At 60.3% G+C, this 17,285-nt stretch carries 17 protein-coding genes and 1 tRNA gene; 14 read left to right on the top strand and 4 right to left on the bottom strand.

Features of this window, described 5'->3' with window-relative positions; genetic code table 11:
• Positions 1 to 184: 184 nt before the first annotated feature.
• From ACW5W7_RS09655 to pepA, 3 genes are all read right to left on the bottom strand, one after another.
• Positions 185 to 3,037: a valine--tRNA ligase gene (locus ACW5W7_RS09655; RefSeq protein WP_456501549.1), complete on the bottom strand. Its 2,853-nt coding sequence runs from the start codon at positions 3,035 to 3,037 to the stop codon at positions 185 to 187.
• Positions 3,038 to 3,099: 62 nt separating this feature from the next.
• Positions 3,100 to 3,552: a DNA polymerase III subunit chi gene (locus ACW5W7_RS09650; protein ID WP_349919792.1), complete on the bottom strand. Its 453-nt coding sequence runs from the start codon at positions 3,550 to 3,552 to the stop codon at positions 3,100 to 3,102.
• A 154-nt stretch (positions 3,553 to 3,706) separates the two neighbouring features.
• Positions 3,707 to 5,218: a leucyl aminopeptidase gene (pepA, locus tag ACW5W7_RS09645; RefSeq protein ID WP_349919791.1), complete on the bottom strand. Its 1,512-nt coding sequence runs from the start codon at positions 5,216 to 5,218 to the stop codon at positions 3,707 to 3,709.
• A gap of 172 nt (positions 5,219 to 5,390) precedes the next feature.
• On the opposite strand from pepA, the gene lptF reads away from it, so the two are divergent.
• Positions 5,391 to 6,503, top strand: a complete 1,113-nt coding sequence (gene lptF, locus ACW5W7_RS09640) for an LPS export ABC transporter permease LptF (RefSeq protein WP_456501548.1) — start codon at positions 5,391 to 5,393, stop codon at positions 6,501 to 6,503.
• Positions 6,504 to 6,528: 25 nt separating this feature from the next.
• Positions 6,529 to 7,599: an LPS export ABC transporter permease LptG gene (lptG, locus tag ACW5W7_RS09635; protein ID WP_349919787.1), complete on the top strand. Its 1,071-nt coding sequence runs from the start codon at positions 6,529 to 6,531 to the stop codon at positions 7,597 to 7,599.
• Positions 7,600 to 7,840: 241 nt separating this feature from the next.
• On the opposite strand, the gene ACW5W7_RS09630 is transcribed toward lptG, so the two are convergent.
• A complete protein-coding gene (locus ACW5W7_RS09630; protein ID WP_349919786.1) occupies positions 7,841 to 8,359 on the bottom strand; it encodes an RDD family protein in 519 nt (172 codons plus the stop codon).
• Between the two features lie 143 nt (positions 8,360 to 8,502).
• On the opposite strand from ACW5W7_RS09630, the gene ACW5W7_RS09625 reads away from it, so the two are divergent.
• From ACW5W7_RS09625 to ACW5W7_RS09570, 12 genes are all read left to right on the top strand, one after another.
• A tRNA-Leu gene (locus tag ACW5W7_RS09625) sits at positions 8,503 to 8,587 on the top strand.
• Positions 8,588 to 8,847: 260 nt separating this feature from the next.
• On the top strand, positions 8,848 to 10,056 hold the full coding sequence (locus ACW5W7_RS09620; protein WP_456501547.1) for a tyrosine-type recombinase/integrase: 1,209 nt from the start codon (positions 8,848 to 8,850) through the stop codon (positions 10,054 to 10,056).
• Positions 10,057 to 10,299: 243 nt separating this feature from the next.
• On the top strand, positions 10,300 to 10,509 hold the full coding sequence (locus tag ACW5W7_RS09615; RefSeq protein ID WP_139406556.1) for a helix-turn-helix transcriptional regulator: 210 nt from the start codon (positions 10,300 to 10,302) through the stop codon (positions 10,507 to 10,509).
• 10 nt (positions 10,510 to 10,519) lie between these two features.
• Entirely contained in the window at positions 10,520 to 10,933 is a 414-nt protein-coding gene (locus ACW5W7_RS09610; RefSeq protein WP_456501546.1) for a hypothetical protein, read from the top strand.
• Positions 10,934 to 10,947: 14 nt separating this feature from the next.
• Positions 10,948 to 11,532, top strand: coding sequence for an ash family protein (locus ACW5W7_RS09605; protein ID WP_456501545.1), 585 nt, complete (start codon positions 10,948 to 10,950; stop codon positions 11,530 to 11,532).
• Entirely contained in the window at positions 11,529 to 11,687 is a 159-nt protein-coding gene (locus ACW5W7_RS09600) for a hypothetical protein (RefSeq protein ID WP_456501544.1), read from the top strand. Before ACW5W7_RS09605 ends, ACW5W7_RS09600 begins: the two co-directional genes overlap by 4 nt.
• Entirely contained in the window at positions 11,684 to 11,842 is a 159-nt protein-coding gene (locus tag ACW5W7_RS09595; RefSeq protein ID WP_456501543.1) for a hypothetical protein, read from the top strand. Before ACW5W7_RS09600 ends, ACW5W7_RS09595 begins: the two co-directional genes overlap by 4 nt.
• Positions 11,835 to 12,191: a hypothetical protein gene (locus ACW5W7_RS09590; RefSeq protein ID WP_456501542.1), complete on the top strand. Its 357-nt coding sequence runs from the start codon at positions 11,835 to 11,837 to the stop codon at positions 12,189 to 12,191. Before ACW5W7_RS09595 ends, ACW5W7_RS09590 begins: the two co-directional genes overlap by 8 nt.
• Positions 12,188 to 14,452, top strand: coding sequence for a DUF927 domain-containing protein (locus ACW5W7_RS09585; protein WP_456501541.1), 2,265 nt, complete (start codon positions 12,188 to 12,190; stop codon positions 14,450 to 14,452). The genes ACW5W7_RS09590 and ACW5W7_RS09585 overlap by 4 nt, the downstream gene beginning before the upstream one ends.
• Positions 14,453 to 14,859: 407 nt before the next feature.
• Positions 14,860 to 15,750 carry a hypothetical protein gene (locus ACW5W7_RS09580; protein ID WP_456501540.1) on the top strand — a complete coding sequence of 297 codons (891 nt, stop codon included), beginning with the start codon at positions 14,860 to 14,862 and terminating at the stop codon, positions 15,748 to 15,750.
• Between the two features lie 138 nt (positions 15,751 to 15,888).
• Positions 15,889 to 16,464 (top strand): Crp/Fnr family transcriptional regulator, encoded by a 576-nt coding sequence (locus tag ACW5W7_RS09575; protein WP_456501539.1) that lies wholly within the window; start codon positions 15,889 to 15,891, stop codon positions 16,462 to 16,464.
• A gap of 59 nt (positions 16,465 to 16,523) precedes the next feature.
• Positions 16,524 to 17,027: a YgjV family protein gene (locus ACW5W7_RS09570; protein WP_456501627.1), complete on the top strand. Its 504-nt coding sequence runs from the start codon at positions 16,524 to 16,526 to the stop codon at positions 17,025 to 17,027.
• The last annotated feature ends 258 nt before the right edge of the window (positions 17,028 to 17,285 follow it).

Below are 17,285 nucleotides of genomic sequence, written 5' to 3'. Positions count from 1 at the left end.
GAAAGCAGGGGATCTGGCTCGTGAATTTTTGAATTTTCTGGGAGGCACGGCCAAAAGAAAGGGCTGATTGGCTCCGTTTTACCGGGACAGGGCGGACGGTGCGAAACATTGTCCCCATTCACCGGCGGGCGGCCCATAAAAAAGCCCCCGATTGACGGGGGCTCTTGCATGGCATGGGCGTCGTTTAGAGGGCGGCGATCTCGGCCTGCTGGGCTTCCAGCTTGACCAGCTGGAGACGGTAGTCTTCCAGCTTCTCGCGCTCCTTGGCGATGACGGCATCCGGCGCCTTGGCCACGAAGGCCTCGTTGCCGAGCTTGCCTTCGATGCGGGCACACTCGCCGGTGAGCCTGGTGAGCTCTTTGGCCAGACGGGCCAGCTCGGCCTCCTTGTCGATGAGGCCCGCCATGGAGATCATCAGCTCGGTGGCGCCGATCAGCTTCTTCACCGACAACGGCGCGGTTTCACCGTCCGCCAGCACGCGGATGGACTCCAGACGGGCCAGTGACTTGAGGAAGGCCTCGTTGTCCCGGGCACGCTCGGCGTCCTTGGCGTCGCATTTGAGCAGCACGTTCAGCCCCACGCTCGGTGCCACGTTCATCTCGGCGCGGATGTTGCGGATGCTGACGATGAACTCCTTCACCCACTCCTGATCCGCCATGGCGGTCTCGTCCAGCTTGGCGCCGTCGAACTCCGGGAAGGCCTGCAGCATGATGGTGTCTGCATGCACGCCCGCCAGCGGGGCCACCGACTTCCAGATGGTTTCGGTGATGAAGGGGATGATGGGGTGCGCCAGGCGCAGCAGGGTTTCCAGCACGTTCACCAGAGTGTGGCGGGTGGCGCGCTGTTCGGCTTCCGAGCCCTTGCCCAGCACCGGCTTGGTCAGCTCCAGATACCAGTCGCAGAACTGGTTCCAGATAAATTCGTACAAGATGCCGGCCGCCATGTCGAAGCGGTAGGTATCGAGGGCGGTGCGGAAGTCACGGATGGCGACCTGCAGCTGGGACTGGATCCAGCGATCCGCCAGGCTGAACTGCATCTCGCCGCCATTCAGGCCACAATCCTGCTCTTCGGTGTTCATCAGCACGTAGCGGGAGGCGTTCCACAGCTTGTTGCAGAAGTTGTTGTAGCCATCCAGGCGCTTCATGTCCCAGTTGATGTCACGACCGGTGGAGGCCAGCGCCGCCAGGGTGAAGCGCAGGGCGTCGGTGCCGTGCGCGTCGATCCCTTCCGGGAACTGCTTGGCGGTACGCTTGGCGATCTTCTCGGCCATCTGCGGCTGCATCATGTTGCCGGTGCGCTTCTCCAGCAGGTCCGGCAGAGAGATGCCGTCGATCATGTCGAGGGGATCCAGCACGTTGCCCTTGGACTTGGACATCTTCTGGCCCTCTTCATCCCGGATGAGGCCGGTGATGTAGACGGTCTTGAACGGGACTTGCGGGGTGCCGTCCTCGTCCTTGATGAAGTGCATGGTCATCATGATCATCCGGGCAATCCAGAAGAAGATGATGTCAAAGCCGCTCATCAGCACGTCGGTGGGGTGGAAGGTCTTGAGCGCCTCGGTGTTGTTCGGCCAGCCCAGGGTGGAGAAGGTCCACAGGGCGGAGCTGAACCAGGTGTCCAGCACGTCTTCGTCCTGACGCAGCACGGTCACGGACGGGATGTTGTGCTTGGCGCGCACCTCGGCCTCGTCGCGCCCGACGTAGACCTTGCCGGCCTCGTCATACCAGGCCGGGATGCGGTGACCCCACCACAGCTGACGGGAGACGCACCAGTCCTGAATGTCGCGCATCCAGGAGAAGTACATGTTCTCGTACTGCTTGGGCACGAACTGGATACGGCCATCTTCCACCGCCTCGATGGCAGTCTTGGCCATGGGGGCCACGCGCACGTACCACTGGTCGGTCAGCATGGGCTCGATGGGCACGCCACCGCGATCGCCGTAGGGCTGTTGCAGCACGTGATCCTTGGTCTCGGCCAAGAGGCCCAGTTCGTCCAGCTTGGCCAGGATGGCCTTGCGGGCGGCGAAGCGCTCGAGACCGGCGAACTCGCTCGGCAAAGCGGCGTCATAGGCGGTGCTCGGGTTGCCGTTGCTGTCGACCACTTCGGCCTCGGTACGCACGTGGGCGTCCAGGGTGAAGATGTTGATCATCGGCAGGTTGTGGCGCTTGCCGACTTCGTTGTCGTTGAAGTCGTGAGCCGGGGTGATCTTCACGCAGCCGGTGCCCTTCTCCATGTCGGCGTGTTCATCGGCGACGATGGGGATCAGACGGTTGGTCAGCGGCAGCAGGATGTGCTGGCCGATCAGGGCTTTATAGCGCGGATCTTCCGGGTTCACGGCGACGGCGGTGTCACCCAGCATGGTCTCCGGGCGGGTGGTGGCGACGATCAGGTGATCCTGACCTTCGGCGGTCTTGGCACCGTTCGCCAGCGGGTAGCGCAGGTGCCACATGTGGCCCTTGATCTCGCGGTTTTCTACTTCCAGATCGGAGATGGCGGTGTTGAGCTTGGGATCCCAGTTCACCAGGCGCTTGCCACGGTACATCAGGCCATCTTCGTACAGGCGTACGAACACTTCCTGCACGGCGTCAGACAGACCCGGATCCATGGTGAAACGCTCGCGTTCCCAGTCCACGGAGTCGCCGAGACGGCGCATCTGGCGGGTGATGGTGCCACCGGACTCTTCCTTCCACTGCCAGATCTTGTCGATGAAGGCGTCGCGACCGTAGTCGTGACGGGTCTTGCCCTCTTCGGCGGCGATCTTGCGTTCCACCACCATCTGGGTGGCGATACCCGCGTGGTCACAGCCCGCCTGCCACAGGGTGTTCTTGCCCTGCATGCGGTTGTAGCGGATCAGGGTGTCCATCAGGGTCTGCTGGAAGGCGTGACCCATATGCAGGCTGCCGGTGACGTTCGGCGGCGGGATCATGATGCAGAAGGAGTCTTTGCTGGTGTCACCGTGGGGCTTGAAGTAACCCTGGGATTCCCAGTGCTGGTAGAGCGCCTGTTCGATGGCGTTGTGATTGAAGGTCTTTTCCATGGTCTCGCCGTATTCTGGATGGATGCTGGTGTGAATGGATTCGGGATCTGCGGGGGCGGCCGTCAGGGCTGCGCCGGATCCGGTGCGGCAGCGGGCTGATCCCTCATCTCGAGGGTATGGCCTGCCTGGCGATAGTGCTTGTAGCGCTCGCGGGCTTGCTGCTTTTGCGTTTCGTCAGTGGGGACAAAATCTACCACTTGAGCGAAGTGTCCTGCAAACAAAGGTGTCTGCTCGGTCAGGTTGATGAGACGGGCGTAGCGCCGCTTCGGCGGCTGATGACCAATCTCCACCGGGGCCTGCCCGGCTTCCCCCTGCAACTGATGGGGCACGAAGCGATCGGTTGGCAACTGCCAGAGCAGCTCATCCAGACGCTGGGCCTGGGTTTCGTCGCGGCACAGCAGGTAGATATGCCCCGCACTCCAGCCATCGGCTGCCAGTTGGCAGGCGAGACGTTCGCAGGCGCTGCCGCGTTCGTCATCCTGCTCGTTCATCAGGTAAAAGGTCACTTGGCTCATCAGGTCAGTCCCGTTTGGCTGTGACGGACAGCAGTTGGCCGTCTTCTGGGGGGCCGTGCGGTGCGCGGTTTCCCAATGTTCTCAATGAAACAAGGAAGAGGCGAGCCTCTTCCTTGTGATACCACTCTCCCGATGGGACATCTGAAGAGAAGGCTTATTCCTTGTCTTCGACGTCCGCCACCCCGGCCCGGTTGAGCAGGAACTGGGTCAGCAGGGGCACCGGACGACCGGTGGAGCCTTTCTCCTTGCCACTCTTCCAGGCGGTCCCGGCAATATCCAGGTGGGCCCAGTTGTACTTCTTGGTGAAGCGCGACAGGAAGGCGGCGGCGGTGATGGTGCCGGCCGGCCGACCGCCGATGTTGGCCATGTCGGCAAACGGGCTCTCCAGCTGCTCCTGATACTCCTCAAAGAGGGGCAGGCGCCAGGCGCGATCGCCCGCCTGTTCGGAGGCGTTCAGCAGCTCGTGGGCCAGGGGGTTGTGGTTTGCCAACAGGCCCGAAGTGTGGTGACCCAGGGCGATGATGCAGGCACCGGTCAGGGTGGCCACGTCGATGACGGTCTCGGGGTCGTAGCGGTCCACGTAGGTCAGGGCATCGCACAGCACCAGGCGCCCTTCCGCGTCGGTGTTGAGCACCTCGACGGTCTGGCCGGACATGGTGGTGAGGATGTCACCGGGACGATAGGCGTTGCCCCCCGGCATGTTCTCGCACCCCGCCAGCACGCCGATGACGTTGATGGGCAGTTGCAACTGGGCCAGGGCGTGCATGGTGCCGAGCACGGAGGCGGCGCCACCCATGTCGTACTTCATCTCGTCCATGCCGTCGGCCGGCTTGATGGAGATGCCGCCGGAGTCGAAGGTCAGCCCCTTGCCCACCAGCACCACGGGCTTGGCATCGCCGTTGCCCTTGTACTCGATGATGGCCATCATGGCTTCGTTCTCGGAGCCGCGGGCCACCGCCAGGTAGGAGTTCATGCCGAGTTCGGCCATCTCCTGCTCGCCGATCACCTTGGTGCTGATGTTGTCATAGGCATCCGCTAGACGACGGGCCTGGGAGGCGAGGTAGGCCGGGTTGCAGACGTTGGGCGGCATGTTCGCCACGTCACGGCAGACGCGCACCCCTTTCGCCACAGCCAGGCCGTGGGTGATGGCGCGCTCGCCTATGGTCAGTTCCCGACGGGTCGGCACGTTGAACACCAGCTTGCGCAGAGGGCGGCGTGGCTCGGCCTTGTTGGTCTTGAACTGATCGAAGCTGTAGAGGCCCGCCTTGGTGGTTTCCACCGCCTGACGCACCTTCCAGTAGGTATCACGGCCCTTGACGTGCAGCTCGGTCAGGAAGCAGACGGCTTCCATGGATCCGGTCTCGTTCAGGGTGGTGATGGTCTTGTTGATGATCTGCTTGTACTGGCGTTCGTCGAGTTCCCGCTCCTTGCCACAACCGACCAGCAGCACGCGCTCGCTGAGCACGCCCGGTACTTGATGCAGCAACAGCATCTGGCCTGGTTTGCCTTCCAGATCGCCGCGGCGCAGCAGCGAGCTGAGGTAGCCGTCGCTGATCTTGTCCAGTTGTTCGGCAACCGGAGAGAGACGGCGGGGTTCAAACACGCCGACCACCACGCAGGCACTGCGTTGCTTCTCAGGACTGCCACTCTTTACACTGAACTCCATGGAATCTCCTACATCCTAAAGACAAAAGGCACCAATTATTGAATAATGCGGTGCTTGTTGGGGTATCAGAGGCGGAGCGAACAGCCACAGGCTCCGCAGTTCAAACTGGTAAAAATCCAATATAGGGCCCTATTTTTCAGGCATTCGACTAAAAACACAAGTTTACTTGGGAATGACTGTGATCGTTTTCCGATATTTGTTCAGGGAAACCCTGAAAACCCAGCTGGCGGTGTTATTCGTACTGCTGCTTATCTTCGTCAGCCAGCAATTCATCCAGATCATCGGTGACGCCGCCGATGGCGAGGTGCCGACGCGCCTGGTCTCCACCCTGCTGCTGCTCAACCTGCCCAACATGGCGTTGTTGATGCTGCCCATCAGCCTGTTTTTAGCCATTCTGTTTGCGCACGGCCGCCTGTATGCCGAAAGCGAGATGACGGTGATGCACGCGGTGGGCTTCAGCCACCGTTTCGTGATGCGCAGCGCCCTGGTGCTGGCCCTGCTGACCGCCGCCGTGGCGGCCTTCAATACCGGCTGGGTCGCCCCCCAGGCCAAGGAGCGCGAGTATCAGGTGATCGACGAGTTCAAGGCGGATCCCGGTATCTCCTTCCTGCAGGCGGGTCGCTTCATGGAGCTCGACAAGGGGCGGCTGGTCGCCTACATCCAGGATCTGAACGACAAGGGCTCCCAGCTGCAGAAAATCTTCGTGCTGCAGCGGGCCGAAGGCACCTCTCCCCCCTCCGTGGTGGTGGCGAGCGAAGGCCATGTGACCGCCGACAGCAACGGTCTGCAGTGGCTGACCCTGATCGATGGCTCCCGCTACGAGGGCCAGTTCACCGGCAAGAAGTTCCAGGTCTCCGAATTCAGCGAATACAGCCTGGTGATCCGCCAGCAGGAGATGGAGCGCTCCAACCGCAAGGCGGCGGCCAAGCCGACCATGGCGTTGCTGGGCACCCAGGACAATCAGCTGATGGCCGAGTTGCAGTGGCGCCTGTCGCTGCCGCTCTCCATCCTGGTGCTCACCTTCCTGGTGGTGCCCCTTGCCAGGGTCAACCCGCGTCAGGGCCGCTATGCCAAGCTGCTGCCCGCCATCTTGCTCTATCTCTCCTATTTCCTGCTGCTGAGCGCTGCCCGCTCGGCCATCGACAGCGGACGACTGCCCCATTGGCCCGGCATGTTCCTGGTGCCGCTGGCCTATCTGCTGCTGATCGGCCTGCCGCTCAACTTGCAGGGCACCAGCTGGTGGAACGGGGTGAAAGGCCACTTTTTCAAAGGCAAATCAGCATGATGCTGCAACATAGGAATTACTGCTGATGTTTGGCATTCTCGATAGATACATCGGCCGGGTCATCTTCATGTCGATCCTGCTGTGCGAGCTGACCCTGGTCGGGCTGGCGGCGCTCATCAAGTATGTGGAGCAGCTCAAGGCGGTCGGGGAGGGCAACTACGACATGCTCAACGCCCTCTATTTCGTGGTGCTCTCCATGCCGAAAGAGGCGGTGCTCTTCTTCCCGCTGGCGGCCCTGCTCGGCGGCCTCATCGGTCTCGGCCAGCTGGCGACCACCTCGGAGCTGGTGGTGATGCAGGCGGCGGGCCGCTCCAAGATCAGCATCGTCATGGCGGCGCTCAAGACGGCGATCCCGCTGATGTTGCTGGTGGGGCTGATGGGGGAGTACGTGGCCCCGGTCGCCAAGCGCATGGCCGATGACATCAAGGCGGGGGCCATGTCCGAAGGGCGATTGACGGTCTCGGCCTACGGGGTCTGGGCCCGGGATGGCAACAACTTCGTCAACATCAACGGGGTGCGCAATGATGGCGCCCTGACCGGCATCACCCTGTACCGGTTCACCCCGTCGCGCAACCTCATCGACGTGATCCAGGCGGAGGAGGGGGTGTTCGAGCAGCACCACTGGCTGCTCAAGCAGGTGCACATCACCCGCTTCGACGATCCCAAGCAGATCCAGGACGAGCAGCTTGCCCAGATGGCGTGGAGCTCTGAGCTGACCCCCAAACAGCTCGGGGTGGTCAGCGTCGACCCGGAAAACCTGCCCATCTCCGGGCTGCGGGATTACATCGGCTATCTGGATGCCAACAAGCAGGACGCCGGTCGTTACAAGCTGGAGATGTGGCGCAAGCTGCTGTCACCGCTATCGGTGGTCGCCATGATACTGCTCGCCTCCTCCTTCATCTTCGGTCCCCTGCGCTCGGTGAGCATGGGGGCGCGGATGCTGATGGGGATCATGACCGGCTTCGCCGTCTATGTGAGCGATCGGGTATTCGGCCCGGTGAGTCTGGTCTATGCGGTGCCTCCCATACTGGCGGCAGTGGCACCCAGCCTGCTGTTTGGCGGCATTTCCTTCTATATTCTGAGCCGCAAGCAGTAGCGACATGAGGTGGGAATGGGCTGTGGTGTCGGTTTATGCTGACCTCGCCTGCGCCCAGCCTGCAATATTCCGAGTCGTGTTTGCTGAATGCGGGACAGAAAAACAAAAGGACCCACAGGGTCCTTTTGTTTTGGCGTGCTGCAGCTTGTGTCGGCGCATCAAACAGCGAAAAGGGCCCGCCGGGCCCTTTTTGCTTGATAGACGCTGAGGGGGGATGACCCCTGCTTGCAGGCCAACCGCCTTATTTGTTCAGCTGATCCAGGTTGTCCTGCTTGCCGAGTACCACCACCTCGCACTCCGCCCAGATATCCTGGAAGGCGCGGGGCCGCTCCCGGTTGAACACGCACAGCAGGTTGCCGAGCCCGAAGGCAGCGGTGCCGAGCCGGATCAGGGCCTGGGTGATGCGGATGTTGCTGCCGTCCAGGTTCTGGATGCGCAGGCGCCAGGCACGCATGCCGATGGTCTGGCCGGCGCGGGTCCAGAACCAGGTGTAGAAACCGCAGATCACCAGGGCCAGCCAGGCGCTGTAGAGCGGGCTGGTCAGCAGCCAGGCCGCGTCCTTGCCCTCGGGCACGGTGGCCACGCCGGTGGCCAGCAGCAGGTAGGCGACCCCCATGCCGATGAAGCCCGCGATGATGAGCAAGGAGATGACCACCAGATAGTCATAGAGCAGGGCGCCCAGGCGGCGCAGCAAGCCAGCCGACGGGTACTTGTGCTGGGGCGGAGGTTGAAGAGGGGTGATTGTCTTGCGCTTGACCATGGTGTTTATCCCATTAATACGATGCGGGCATTCTATGTAACTGACCATGCATCGGCAAGGCGTTGAATAAATGAGCAAACAACAATGGGCGAGAGAAAAACACCTTGCATGCCCAAACGCCATTCGTATAATCCCTCGCAGTTGCCCGGGTGGCGAAATCGGTAGACGCAGCGGATTCAAAATCCGCCGTTGCAAGACGTGTCGGTTCGAGTCCGACCCCGGGCACCATATTACAGTTTCATGCCGTATCACGGCAGACCAGAAACCCGCATAGCGTAAGGCTTGCGGGTTTTTTGTTGTTTCTCGTCGTATCATAAAGCCTCATGACATCCCCCCATTATTGGGGGTATCTCTGGGGGTACAAATCCCAGTAGGGGTAAAAAGTACCCCCACCTGTCCGCTATCCCGCGCCATTCATGGCCTGTGAGGTAGTGGCTTATACCCCCAGCGTCTGCCATGTACCCCCAAGTTAAACGGGAGATACCCCCATGCCGCTATCCGATACCGCCGCCCGACAAGCCAAGTTCAATGGCAAACAGCAGAAGCTGTCTGATGAAAAGGGCCTCTTTTTGCTGATCACCTCGTCGGGGAAATACTGGCGCCTCAAGTTCCGCTTCGCTGGAAAGGAGAAGGTGCTGGCTCTGGGGGTCTACCCAGAGGTTTCCTTGAAAGAGGCGAGAGCTAAGCGAGAGGAGGCTCGCAGGCTGCTGGCAGAGGGTATCGACCCCAGTCTTGCCCGTAAGCAGAGCAAGGTAGCCAGCCGGCTCGCCAGCGAACACAGCTTTGAGGCCATAGCCAGGGAGTGGCACCAGAGTCAGTTAGCCCGCTGGAGCCCAGGTCATGCCAAACGGGTCATCGAGTCTTTGGAAGTGGATGCCTTTCCCGATCTGGGGTTGGTGCCGGTTGCTGAGCTGACAGCGCCCATCATGTTGGATGCTTTGCGCAAGGTTGAGGCAAGGGGAGCCACCGAGACAGCTGGACGGGTACTGCAGCGGATCAGCTCTGTCATGCGTTACTCCATCCAGACCGGGCGGGCCAACTACAACCCAGCCCAAGATCTGAAAGGGGCACTGAGAGCTACCAAGCAGGAACACCGGCCGGCGCTCCCGCGGGCTGAGCTGCCGGAGTTTTACCGGCGCTTGGCTGCTGAGCCATTGAACCCTGCAACCCGCCTAGCCTTCCACCTGCTGATGTTGACGATGACCCGCCCTGGTGAGGTGCGCTTTGCTCGTTGGGATGAGTTCGATATGGAGCGAGCCGAGTGGCGGATCCCGGCTGAGCGGATGAAGATGCGGGTACCCCATATCGTGCCCCTTTCCCGACAGGCCCTTGCTGTGCTTGAGGAGCTGCGCCAGATAACCGGACACCGTGAGCTGCTGTTCCCGAGCGAGCGGAAGCTGACTGACCCCATGAGCGAGAACACCCTGAGTTATGCCATGGGACGAATGGGCTATAAGGGGATTGCCACCCCACACGGCTTCCGGGCGCTGGCATCCACCACCCTCAACGAGGAGGGCTTTGATCCGGATGTCATTGAGCGCCAGCTTGCCCATGCTGAGCGCAACAAGGTGCGGGCGGCCTACCATAGGGCCGAGTACCTGGATGATCGCCGCAAGCTCTTGCAGTGGCTTGCTGACTTCTATGAGTCACAACAGGGCGGCAATGTTCGTCCGGTGAACTTCCACAGAGCAGGGTAAGAGGTAGGAGGGGGTGACACGCTAAGCGACTGCTTGACTCGTTATCACACCAGCGTTAGGATTTCCCCATCATGGCCCATTCTCTCGAGATTGGGCCTTTTTCATATCCAAACCCGGCCATCGTGCCGGGTTTTTGCGTTGGAGGATCCCAAGTCAAAATCAGCCCCATTCATCATCAAAGACTGCTTTATCCCTCTTAAGCCCGACCACTGTGTCGGGCTTTTTCATTTCAGGAGAGCTCACATGACAATACCGGAAACAGGATTTATTCGAGAGGCACAACTGGTGACCACGGCCAGCAAGGTAGGCCCACTGCCGTTCAGCAAGTCAACGCTGTGGAGGATGGTTGGTGAAGGCAAGTTCCCGAAGCCAATCAAGCTGGGAGCCCGGGTCACCGCCTGGCGCTGTGAAGAGGTTCACGAGTGGATCAACGCTCAAGGCCAAGCTGCGTAAGGAGGAGAAGATGCAAAAAGAAAAAGGCCGCACCGCGAACGGCACGACCCAGCTTGAGCAGGGTCAGCATATCACCAAGTACGAATTGGTCGCCACCCACCTACTGGAGCAGGGAGCCCAGGGTGTCAGCGCCTTATCTGGCCTGTCTGGGCTCCATGACCTCAACTTGCGCAACAGCATCGGCCTACTCCGTCGAAACCACGGGGTAGCTATCACCGATGCGTTCTTTGAGCACCAGCATAGCGGCGGCGGGACCACTCGCTTCAAGCGCTATTGGCTGGCCGACCGTGAGCAAGCCCATAAGCTGGTGGCTCTGATCAACCACTGGCGACACCAGCGCCAGGCGGCCCCACTGGCAGATGACTACGCCGCCACTCTGTGCGCTCGCACGCCGGCAGCCACTCCCCTCCCTCCCGCCGCCTAACCCCGAGGTATGCCATGAAAGAACAATATGGGCTCACTGCCCAGGGCGAAGCCTTGCCTCAAATCCAAGGGGTGGGCTTGTCCCACAACCTCCAACGGAGTACGATTCCTCTTGCAGCGGCCAAATCCGTTGCCGAGATTGGCGTCTCGAAATTAAAGCTGGAGCCGACCCACGCTCCTATTGCGTGGTTTTTTGTCGGTACTCGATCCTCATTTCTTGAGGCGCTGTTGGCCTACCCGGCCGACGGCCTCTACAGCGTTATGGCGGTTCGGGCGAGGGCCTCGAAAGGGGCGCTGGGTTCCTTCTTTACCAGTTACGCCAACCTTGTCCGGGCTGCCACCAGAAGATTGGCGTCTTCCTGTGGCAGTAACAAACTGCTAAAGAAGGAGGCTGCCATCATGGCTACTGTCCCCACCCCTGCTTTACCCAAAATCTTCACCTTCCTGATCCAACGCCCCAGCGCCTGTCGTCTCGCAGAGCTTCGGCGTATCCGCACTATCTCTGTCATCGCCAATACCGAGCACCAAGCCCGCGCTAACCTGCCTGGCTTGTCGCTGGTGTTTATGTCCCGCACCCCGAGCATGGGGGTGGTCGCATGAACCAATCCACCCCATCCCGCCTAGAGGCACTGCTCGAGCAGTTTGCCGACGCCCTGGAACAAACCGACCTATGCCGCCAAGAGCGGGCGCAGTTCAGCGCTTTGCTGGATGCCCTGCGCATTGAGGTTGGGCTCTGCCAGGAGGTGCTGGCATGAGTAATCGACTGATCAACACCCTGAATGGTCGCATGTGGCGTGAGCTATCACGTAATCCGCTGCGCCCCGCGGTACTGCGGGAACTCTTCAAGCGGGTGACCAAGGCCCAGAAACAACCAGGCGAGCGCAATGCAACAGGGGGTTGCCATGACTGAGTTAAATAAGCTGGTGGAGCAGTTAGCCCAGGCCTACCTGGCCGCCCGGGGCAATGTGTTTACTCACCTGGGGATCCAGCTTCCCCTTGCAGCTGAGTCACTGACGATGGCTATTCATAACAACATTGTGGGCACTCACCTCGAAAACGCTGGGGCGCAACAAGGACAGGCCGATGCCTTGCTCATGCTGCGGCACATGGTGGTGAACGGGACTCTGACCTCGTTGGGTGCCTTGGTGGTGGATCAGATGTATTGCGCCTTCTGCGCCGATGTTCACCAGATGCTGGAAGAAGGAAAGGACCCCGTGGTTGAACTGGCAAGCGAGAGCAAGCGGAGGGCGATGCAATGACAGCACTACATCAAGGGGCTGCAGGCCCCGGTCATCAAAACAGCCCACCATCCCGGGCCGGCACTTTTCTCAAGTTTGCGGACCTGGATGATCTACAGGTGGTCGTGATCCACACCGGTGAGCAAGCCAGCAGGGATGCCGGCATCAGGGCTACCCTGCAGCGCGCCCACAACGAGGCGGTGGCCACAGACAACCCGATTGATCCGGAGAGCGAACCAGAACAGGCGCTGTATGTGGGGCCTGCTCAGTTGGATGAAGGCGCCAGGCTCTACAAGATGGCCGATCGGGATGCCACCAAGCGAGTCATCGTTCACCAGTTCGGCAACCTGGCCCCCGAGAAGGCCAAGCGGCTGATCGTGGCTCTGCGCAAGCAAGCCCCTAAGGCCGAGCTCTACCGCGGTAACCCGGGCCAGAATGCCGAGCCCTGGCAGCTGGTGGATGTGGTGGCCTTCGAGCAGACACTGGCGGAAGACACCCAATCGGACGAGGCACCCTGGTCAGACAATGTGGCTCCGCTCCATCTGGTGAAAGGCAACCCAGAGGAAGGGCCAGAGCTGCCAGCAGGGTTTGTGGTGCGGGGCTCGCGTCTGTGTGCCCTGACCACAGTGGGCCGGGGTGAGGATGCCCGGCAAGAGTGGATCCCCATCGCCAGTCCCGTCCATGTGCTGGCTGAAACCGCTGACGAGCAAGGCCGCGGCTACGGCCGCTTGTTGGAATGGCGAGACAGTGCCGGGCGGACGCGCCAATGGGCCATGCCGGTGCGCGCCCTGGTCCCACGCAACGGTGAAGAAGTGTTTGCCGCGCTGCTGGATGCGGGGTTGCCCTTCATCGAGCTAAGTCATAAGCGCAGGCTGTCGGCCTACCTGATGAGCTGCCAGCCCAAGCGGCGGATCACCTGTGTCGAGCGCACAGGGTGGCATGGGCATGCCTATGTGCTGCCCGGTGGGTCCATTGGGCCAGATGCTGAGGGGGTCATCCTGCAGACCGCCGGCTACACCGCCAGCGACTTTACCGAGCGCGGTACCCTGGCCGGCTGGCAACAGGGGGTTGCAGGGCTGGCTGTGGGCAACTCCCGCCTCTGCTTTGCGCTGTCACTCGCCTTTGCGGCTCCCTTGCTCTCCTTGGTAGGCATGGAGGGCGGTGGCTTCCACCTCAAGGGTGAGAGTACCGACGGCAAAACCACGGTGATGAAAGCGGCCGCCAGTGTCTATGGGTCCCCGGATCGGTATTCCCAGACCTGGCGGGCCACCGGTAACGCCATTGAGGGGATTGCCAGCCGGCGTAATGATGCTCTGCTCTGTCTGGATGAACTGGGCGAGTTGGATGGCCGGGAGGCAGGGCAGACCGCCTACATGCTGGCCAACGGTCAAGGCAAGGGCCGTAGTAAGCAGGATGGGGAGCTCAGAGAGCGCAAGGCCTGGCGGTTGCTGTTCCTCTCCACCGGTGAGCTGAGCCTCGAGGACCATGCCGCCAGTGCCGGGAAGAGTACCCAGGCCGGGATGGAGGTGCGGACAATCCAGATCCCCAGCGATACCGGGCACCATGGCGCCTTTGAGTGGCTGCATGGCATGGATGGAGGCCGCAGCTTTGCCGACACCCTGAAAGCCAACACAGAAGCACATCACGGCATCGCTTTTCGCACCTATGCCCATGCCCTGACTCAGACCATGGATGAGCAGAGAGAGCGGCTGAGGGCCGAGATTAAGCAATTGGCAGCCGAGCTGACTCCCAAGGGCGCGGGTAATCAGGTTGGCCGAGCTATCAACCGGTTTGCGCTGGTGGCCGCAGCCGGGGAGCTGGCCACCCGATTGGGGGTGACCGGCTGGCCAGAGGGGGAAGCCATCAGAGCGGTGAGGGTCTGCCTCAAGGCTTGGCTGGCAGAACGGGGGCACTTGGGCAACCAGGAGGACGCTGCCACCTTGATGCAGGTACGTGGATTTGTCTTTGCCCACCAGTTCACACGCTTTGCCGACTGGTTCGACTCTAGCCATCGTCCTGCCAACATGGTGGGCTTTCGCAAGGTGGAGTCGGATGGGGTGAGCTTCTTTGTGCTGCCCCAGGGCTGGCTTGAGATCACCAAGGGGCGAGATCCCAAGCGAGCGGCCATCTTGTGCCTTGAGGCTGGCTATCTGCTGACAGGCAAAGACAGGAAGCGGCTACAGCGACAAGTCAGATTGCCCGGCATGGGGAAAGGGATGAGGGTCTATGTGCTGGGTGAGCGGGTACTGGGTGATGAGGGGGATGGCATGGAGGATGAATAACCTCAGCCAACAGGAACCAGAGGGCCACCGAGTGTGGCCCTTGCCTTTTCTGCCTCATGCGCGCGCGTGAAAGAAGAAACAAAAATGGTGGCTACAGTGGCTACACCATAACAAAACACCTCTGTAGGCCTTATGTATCAAGGGATAGAGGTGTAGCCACTAGGCTGATTTTTAGTGGCTACACATTGGCTACAGTGGCTACAAAAGGGGGCTGTAGCCACCGAGTAAGAGGTGTGTAGCCACCTGTAGCCACCACCTTTTTGGGTAGTGGCTACACGACAAACCCAGCAATGGCGCGGCCTAGAAGGGAGTTGTAGCCGCGTAGCCACTGTAGCCACCGTTTTTTTCATATATAGAGTGCAGACGGCCGATCGAGATCACACTTTTACTGCAACAGGGGGGTTGCCTTGAGATTGACCAACAAACAACGAGAGCTGGTGCTCGAACTGCGCCGCCGTCATTCACTGAGTGAGGTTGCCGAGATAGCCGGCCTGCCATTGGGTACCGTGAAGTCCATCATCAGCCGGTCGGGGCTGTTTGCCGATAATCCAAGGCACCGGGCCATGTTCACCTTGCCTCCACGGCAAAGCAGCAGGGAGACCTTGCCGACAGTTCCAGAGTTGCCACCCCAGCTGGTGGTGACAGGAGACAAGGAAATCGATGCCCTGCTCTGGTTACGCCAGGTGATAGAGACTGGTGACCCGGGCCGTATTGAACAAGCCAAGGAAGCTGCAGGGCGGATAACCACCCCACTCGAGGAGCTGGAGACACGTTACGGTAAGTGGCTGGTGGCCAGCGCCGGGCATATCATGGCGGGACTTGGCAGCATCGGCTTTGCCAACCTGGATGGCCTGGCAGAGCGTGCCATCGAACGACGAGCCAAGGAAGCCGAGGCGGTCGGGCGCTTCGGGGATGAACTGTGGGATGACACACCGGCGGAGGTATTTTGCCTGGAGAGCCTGCGAACAGTTGAGCGAGTGAAATGGGACTACCCGCCGGAACAGGTGGCCGATCGGTTCAAGGCGCTACCCGAACTGATGCCACACACCCTGAGCGACTGCCTTCACGAGCTGGCCTACTGGAATGACCTTCACTACTTGCGAAAAGCCTGTGATACCAGTGGAGATTACGAGCACCGCATGGAGTCGTCTGCCCGAGACTGGTTCATCTTCGGCTTGTTGGCAGAGCTACGGCCGCGGACCCGGGAAGAAGCCAAGGACACCCTCCGCTACCTGATGATCAGCGAGCGCCAAGATATGCCAGAGGCGGACCGGATCTTGGAAAACCTCGTCAGCTAGTGTGGACTAGTGATGCCTGGGTTCCATGTCGTCCCAAGGAGTTTCTATTCGTATTCTTAATGAGTCCAAGATCAACCAAATCTGGCTGATTCTATGAGATGATTTTAACTATTACTGCCCTGTATACGGAAATCGCTCATGACCGCCCTCTACACGGCCCAATCTCTAACCGACTTTCTCACCGCAATGGGGTTAGAGCAGTCAGTAATCGAAGTGCAGTGCCAACGTCTGCCAAGGCTAACCCTAGCTGCTGGTCAGATACTACAGCCCCAAGGGACCAACCAAGAAGCCGCGTTTTACATCGAGCGTGGTATGGCCCGGGCTTGTCACTACAGCCAGGATGGGCAGGAACGCTGCAAGGAGTTCTATTTCGAGGGTGAGCTCTGCCTACTTTATGACAGCTGGCTGAACGGAGAGCCCGCCGGTTACCAGCTGGAGGCGCTGACCACATTGCAGGTGGTGCGGTTACCCCTCGCCCTGCTGGGTGAGCCCACTTGGCAACCCGTCTGCCTGGCACTATTACGCCAGCAACTGGGCTACAAGGAACGTAAGGAAGCCTTCCTACTACTGCATTCCCCTGAGCAGCGCTACCTCGAACTGTGCCGCATTTTCCCCCATTGGCCCGAACGGCTCAGCCAGGTTCAGCTCGCCAACTACATAGGAATAAGCCCGGTCAGCTTGTCACGGATCCGCCGGCGCATTAACAGGGGTTAATGTCGTGGCAACAAACTCCCTCCATGCTGCTTCCTCTCAAAGGGATGGAGTATTGGTTAATGTCGTTGTTTATGTGGTCCCAGCTGGTGGTGAGCCTGGCCTTGATACTGGACTTACTGTCATTCCAGCTGAAAAGGCGCAAAGGGATCCTGGCCTGCTTAGCAGCATCCTGTGCCTTCAATGCGGGTCATTTCGCGCTGCTCGGGCAGTGGTCGGCAGCCAGCCTACTGGGGCTGGCGAGCCTACGCTTCCTAGCCAGTATGTACGTGATACACCGCGATATGATGTGGAGCTTCATGGGATTGTCTTGCGCGGTTGTGATGAATACCTATAGGGGACCGCTGGATCTACTCGGACTGCTTGCCAGCATGCTGCAAACCCGAGCAGCCTTTTGCCCAAGTGATCGCCAATTAAGACACTGGATGCTGCTCGGCACGCTTTGCTGGCTAGTTAACAACTTTCTGATTGGCTCTCCTGTGGCAGCACTGATGGAAGGGTTGTTTCTCGTCAGCAACCTAATCGGCTATTACCGTCACTACTGGAGCAAGGAGCCATCAATTTAACCGGTTACCTCATGAACTAGAACGAGCTCACAATATGAACTCTCAGCCATTCGCTTTGCTATTCTTACAACCCAAAGATTAGCAATATGAGGGTATTGTCTGCCGAATCAGATATGCTCCCTGCTACCACCTGGTGGGCTCTGTTCATGCGGCGCCATTCCCTGGCCATTAGCTGTGCTCACCAGGTGGCTCTCTGAATCGGCTGTGGCGTGGTATCCCTGACATGGTCGGGAATACCACGCCATATGCTGTCTATCC

This window comes from Aeromonas intestinalis, assembly GCF_054052485.1.
This window is presented reverse-complemented; position numbering and strand designations above follow the sequence as displayed.